Annotated in this window: 5 protein-coding genes and 1 pseudogene; 4 read left to right on the top strand and 2 right to left on the bottom strand. The window is 38.2% G+C overall.

What is annotated here, in order from left to right; genetic code table 11:
* From QZ562_RS18600 to QZ562_RS18590, 3 genes and pseudogenes are all read left to right on the top strand, one after another.
* A pseudogene (locus tag QZ562_RS18600) lies at positions 1–238 on the top strand (hypothetical protein); the annotation flags it as partial.
* A gap of 252 nt (positions 239–490) precedes the next feature.
* Entirely contained in the window at positions 491–652 is a 162-nt protein-coding gene (locus QZ562_RS18595; protein ID WP_293763522.1) for a hypothetical protein, read from the top strand.
* Positions 653–1,208: 556 nt separating this feature from the next.
* Positions 1,209–2,015 carry a TSUP family transporter gene (locus QZ562_RS18590; protein WP_293763520.1) on the top strand — a complete coding sequence of 269 codons (807 nt, stop codon included), beginning with the start codon at positions 1,209–1,211 and terminating at the stop codon, positions 2,013–2,015.
* Between the two features lie 152 nt (positions 2,016–2,167).
* On the opposite strand, the gene QZ562_RS18585 is transcribed toward QZ562_RS18590, so the two are convergent.
* Positions 2,168–2,731: a phosphoribosyltransferase family protein gene (locus QZ562_RS18585; protein WP_293763517.1), complete on the bottom strand. Its 564-nt coding sequence runs from the start codon at positions 2,729–2,731 to the stop codon at positions 2,168–2,170.
* Positions 2,732–2,794: 63 nt separating this feature from the next.
* Between QZ562_RS18585 and QZ562_RS18580 the strand changes: the two genes are divergently transcribed.
* The gene (locus tag QZ562_RS18580) at positions 2,795–3,367 is read left to right on the top strand and encodes a phosphoribosyltransferase family protein (protein WP_293763525.1); all 573 of its coding nucleotides are present in this window, start codon (positions 2,795–2,797) and stop codon (positions 3,365–3,367) included.
* 499 nt (positions 3,368–3,866) lie between these two features.
* On the opposite strand, the gene QZ562_RS18575 is transcribed toward QZ562_RS18580, so the two are convergent.
* Positions 3,867–5,198 (bottom strand): AarF/UbiB family protein, encoded by a 1,332-nt coding sequence (locus QZ562_RS18575; protein ID WP_293763515.1) that lies wholly within the window; start codon positions 5,196–5,198, stop codon positions 3,867–3,869.
* Positions 5,199–6,036 lie beyond the last annotated feature (838 nt).

The raw sequence follows: 6,036 nt of genomic DNA, 5'->3' as shown, positions 1-6,036 counted from the left end.
ATATAAAGGTGAGAAGAGAGCGGGTGGCTATTACCAATATCATTGTCGAGGCGTATCCTGCGCTGATACACAACTGATACTTAATTTTTCTGAGGAAAAATCAACAGAAATTCTCATAGCTTCCATTTACGCAGGCCTTCCGTCCACATTTAGAGAACTATCTAAATATCGAGGCAAAAAAGCGGTGCCATATCAAAATGGTGACCAATCTATTGTTTATACTGAATTGGATTTATAAAATTTGGCAAGGCCTCGTGATTGAAGTATCAGAGGTCAGAGTCAACTTAACTTAACTATGTATCACCGCTTTTGCCCTGACTTACATGGACATCCAAGATATCGGCAAAGTGATGTCTTAACTTTTGATATAAGTAGACCCTGTTCAAGTCAGATCCAGTAGGCCACTTTTCTATAACCGTCATCATTTGGTAGAGTGGGGGCTATGAAATGAGCAATATCACCAACAGGAAATGTGGATGGTGAATATTGAATGTTTTATCAACATAACGACAAAGAGGTTCTACTTGTCGACAGTATTACCGTAGGCCATAGAATGGCCGTTTACGAGCATCGAGTGGATTTAGCATTAGACAGTGAGCCTGTCACTTCAGATTGTGAAGTAACAATTGGCAGCGTAAATTTTGGAAAATAAGGTTCTGGAAGTACCACCAAAGTTCTTTGTTCTAATACTCTTTCTTTAGAGAAAGACGAGCTATATAACAAGAACGGTTCACCAAATTATAGGTGTTTTTTGGAAAGAGTGAGTGGCACATAACAAGGTCATAAAGTAAACGGACATATAATAGTCTGCTGTACTCGTACCTCGCTATTTTAGCCAACTACAATTTGTCCCTTACAGGGTGTTAACATCCCTCCACTTTTGAACCGTGTTACAGATTAAAACGAGAATTCCTGTATGACTGCAATGGTGGCAAATTTCCCGTATAAAAATATAAATTTTGTCTTAATGTTTATGTCACAACCTCGTTACTGTATTTGAAAGATTCGATTGTCTGCTTCTCAGTAGTAATGATCATCAAAAGAGCTAAATCGTTGAGGTACCTTTTGTTATGCAGTTTTTAGTTGTTAACACCATACAAGTCCCTCTAGCATAGGTAAGCTATTTAACTTTTAGCAGAAAAAAGATTTAATCTTCGCTAAAATAACTTGCTTTACCTCACGCTAAAAATAATTAAAAAAGGAAACCTGTGGAACATCTTCTCGCGTGGCAGTACGTCTTAATTGGTTTGATTTTTGTGTGGAGTGGTTTTGTTCGTAGTGGCTTGGGTTTTGGTGGTGCGGTATTAGCTTTGCCATTTTTGTTACTGGTACTGAATAAACCACTGGTGTTTCTGCCGATTATTTCGATTCATCTGTTATTTTTTTCCAGCTGGATTGCTTGGCGCGGTGCTATTACTAGTAAAAAACAAGCTAAGTTGGCAACAGAGCGCGGCGAAGTGATACATGAAGGTGAAGGCAATATTGCCTGGACGTATCTAAAAAAAGCCCTTGGCATCATGATTATCCCAAAACTTATTGGTGTGTTTGGTTTGTTGACCTTACCCAACGATATTGTTACTGGCGTTATTTTTGTTATTGTGGCCATTTTTGCTGTGTCTTATATCCTCAATAAACCTTTTTATAGTAATAACAAAACCCTAGATACGATATTTTTGATGCTTGGCGGCTATGTCAGTGGTACTTCATTGATTGGTGCGCCATTAATTGTTTCGGTATTTGCTACCAAGGTACTGCGCCATCAATTGCGCGATACTTTATTTGTATTGTGGTTTATTTTGGTGATCATCAAGATGATATCGTTTGTCATTGCTGGGGTAGACTTGCAATGGATTCATCAACTTTGGTTATTGCCGTGTGCCTTAGTAGGGCATATATTTGGGCAACGCATGCACGAACGTATAAAAGAAGTTGAAACTCCACGTTTTTTCCAATTTGTCGGTGTTGCTTTGTTGGTAGTATGCTTGATGGGAATATATACGAGTATTATTCTTTAAAGGTTGACTGAACATGCATAGGCTTTAGTCAGTGCATTCACCTGATTAGTAACAGTAATTTTGATGTGTAACGCGTTGGCATCATAAAGAGTCATCTTGCTTAGCAATAGGATATTACTGGCGTCGTAACACTTAGAACAATAACGAAATCATCAACACATCAAGTCACGTAAATAGGGCTTATGTAACTCAATCTCTTTTGCGCTTAAGCCTTTTAATTCATAAGGAAATACGAGCCAACTCTCGGTTTCATGAAGAAAGTAATTTAACGCTAAATCAGTACGTTTGTAATCCTTACGTTGGTAAAGTGTGGCAATTCGAATATCTTTTGGTAAATTCTTTTTCAAGTGTTTGCGCAGTCGAACTATCGTCGCCTCGATACTTAGCCCAGTGCTGAACACGTCATCGACAATAAGCAATGAATCGTCTGCATTTAAATTTTCAATAAGGTACTGAGTGCCGTGCACACGGATGGTTTCAGGGGCATTCACCATCGATTGGTAGCTTGGCATACCACGATAGGATGTTCGAATAGAAATATGATCTGTGTCGATTCCCAATGTTTGTAAGCATTCCTGAACATAAATGCCCACTGAACTTCCGCCTCTCCATAAGCCAACAATAAATGTGGGCCGAAACCCTGATTCAAAAATCTTCACGCCAAGACGAAACGCGTCTTGGATCAAAGTATCTTCATCTAAATATATTTTTTTCATCGTTTACCTATAAGAATGGATATCATCTCAGTATGATGTACGCAGCGATTATACACGGTTAAGATAATGAAAAAAACGTACCTCTCTGGCGAACAATTGTTAGTCGACTCTTTCAAATTGGCCCAAATGATTTTTGTTAGTGGTTTTAAACCGACCTTTATCATCGCTCTTTGGCGCGGGGGTGCGCCGATTGGTATCGCCGTACAAGAGTATTTAAGTTATCACGGTATTGAGACTGATAATATTGCGATAAGAACATCGTCATACGCCGCTGGTATTGATCAGCAATCACGAGTGGTAAAGGTTCACGATCTTAATTATTTAGTCAAAAACGTGCAAGAGCACGACAAACTGCTCATTGTCGATGATGTCTTTGATACGGGTCGTTCTATTGCTGCTGTTTTAAAACAACTGCGTGTTGAAACCCGATTAAATATGCCCAAAGAAGTACGTATTGCTATCCCCTTTTATAAACCTAGTCGCCGCGAAGTTGATTTTGAACCAGACTACTTCGTTCATGAAACTGCGGCATGGTTAAAGTATCCCCACTCTTTAGAAGGACTGAACGTTGCGGAAATCAAAGCGTATCGCCCTGAATTATACGAAATCCTCAAAGCTCACCTACCTCCTTCTTGATCTAATACCTAGCAGTCGTTTTAAAACAAAGACTACAACGACGTCTGCGCTCAGTGGCAGGATTACTAAAGTTAGAAGTTACGGCATACATTTTTTTAAATATACTGACTCTTATTAAGGTAGAGGAACTGAAAGCAGAGTTAACAATGAATTAACAAGACACCCGTCTCAATCACAATACCTCCACATAGTGAGCTATATATGTGCTTGCACAATATAGATTTGGACTGTACTGCGTGAAAGCGCCACGTCACAAAAGCATCATTAATATGGCTTATGCTGGGTGTATGTATAATTTATTTTATGAAGAATAACGCTTTATTTTACCTTTACTCAGGCTATCGTCTGCGTATTAACCTCACCAGTCTAGTCAGTCCAACGCTGAAAATAACGAGAGTGGTGGGCCCTGGTGTTGATAGGACAACAAAAGCATTTGCCTAAATCAACTTATGGGCGACGGCGGTAGGGTAAAAGCGTCTCGTAACAAAAATTTACAGGATCACAAACGATTGTTAAGATACACAGTACTGATACGTTCATCATCAAATAAATTCGCATCTGGTTCTAGTATTTGAATATAACGGTCGAAGTATAAAAATTGTTTCAGTAATAATGTAAAGGAACGGGGAAAACGTATACCGTGGTCTCTAGCTACTTCGCCCAATGTATTGATCACATCATTGACTGCTGGGGCTACGTTTAAGCCATCATTAGCCATTAAGTCTTCACCATCAAATTTGTTTATTGATATAAAAATATTTTTTATATCAATAAACAATTGTTGTTCATCAATATTTTTTCGAGTCATTCCCACCGCCAACATAGAGTGTGCAACTAGAGCATAGTCCTGATCATTTAAGCCCTTAAATAAACTTAACATGGCTTGCCATGTATCGGGACTTACCCTGCCCACCATACCAAAATCAATAAATCCGACTCGCCCATCTTCAAACAACATCATATTACCACTGTGAAGGTCAGCATGAAAAACTTCACAGTCCATCAGACTGGCAAACCATACATTTAAAGCTTCGAATAAAGCTTTTGCTGGATCACCTCGAGACTTATTACTGGCGCCTTTGTCGGTTAATGAGCATCCGTAAAAACGCTCCATGGTTAATACACGAACGCCTGATGCATGATCATAAACTTTGGGTGCAACAACAGTATTAATATTTGAAGCATCTATAAAACGTCTGAAGGCCCTAATATGTTGAGCTTCTTTAGTAAAATCACATTCGTCTATCATCGCTTGATACATTTCGGACACGATACCTGCTAATGCATCACGATCTGTATTGGGCAGCATAAATTCTAACAAGCGCACCACTACATAGACCGTATTTAAATCAGCAGTAATAATTGCTTGCACACCAGGCTTTTGAACTTTTATCACCACTTCTTCACCCGTCACCAATGTTGCCGCATGCACTTGTGCAATAGATGCTGATGCCAAAGGTTGCTGGTCTATATGGCTGAATATATGGTTTGTGGGTTGTTTTAAATCATCAGAAATGATTTTTTTGATAGTTCGAAAAGGTATAAATGATGTTTGATCGAGTAGTTTTTCAAATTCCTCTACATATTCCTTTGGAAAAATGGAAGGTGAGCTAGCGATAAACTGACCAAACTTAATATACGTTGTACCAAGTGCTTCAAATAACTCTCTTACTTCATTTGCAGGAGGCAGTTTGCGTTTTAATCCCCAGCGTATAGCATAAGGTGTTACTTTAGCCATAGTCTGGGTTAGCCGAAGGCTGCTTCTTATTCCCATTTCTGTAAAGCCAATATTGCGTTTAACAATAGAATGAATATCAGGAATGAATCTCATTTAATGATACCTAGTAGAAAAGTTAAATATTTGATCTCTAATAACCAGCGTTTCAGAATTTTGAATTACTGTTCAAAAAAGACATAATTATATCGCTCTGATTATAAAAACATAAGAAATTAGAGTGCTCAACCTAAACACTTTACTCAGATACTTCACCTAGATACTCTATCCAAAAACTGATTGCATCACTCACTGTGCGTCTTAGTTACCTTTTGGGTGGAAATGAGTGGGACACTCATGGCGATTGGCAATTCATATGCCATTAAAATAAGTGTCCTTGAATTCTCTGTCGGTAGCACCAACAATTCGCTTTAGACTTGGAGTTTGAATCTTTTTTCTGCTGGCCTTGGTGTTTTTAATCATATAATTGGCCTCAAGCTTAGGTTCACCAGCAATAATTTGTGCGCAAACCGCAAACCTAATGGTAAAAAACAGATAATGTTTCGCATGTATTTTGATTCTATTCTTCGGACAGGTATTGTTGTCATTTTTCAGTGTAATCTGGGTCATACCAGATAAATAATTTTTCTGATAGAGCAGGTGAAAGTTGGCTAGGTATTTTATTACCTAACAATGTGTTTTTCGGCAATTGTTGGATGGCTTGTTTTTTAGGTTTCTTCAGATATGACTATTTAAGAGTTGTAGAGTCCATTAAAAACACTTTCAAAATTTTAATGGGGGAGCTTTTTAAAAGCCTATTTTAAAGAGCACTGACAACATCTGGATTTATTGAGTCTGTATTTCAAAATTTAGGAGTAAGTCCTAAAGGGGAAATCACAAATATTCGAATGGCAGAACAACGTTAAATTTATTAACCTTGTTCTGCCCTCCATTA

Source organism: uncultured Paraglaciecola sp., assembly GCF_913058035.1.
Taxonomy (GTDB): Bacteria; Pseudomonadota; Gammaproteobacteria; order Enterobacterales; family Alteromonadaceae; genus Paraglaciecola.
The sequence above is the reverse complement of the archived record's forward strand: the minus strand, read 5'-3'. Positions and strand labels throughout refer to the sequence as shown.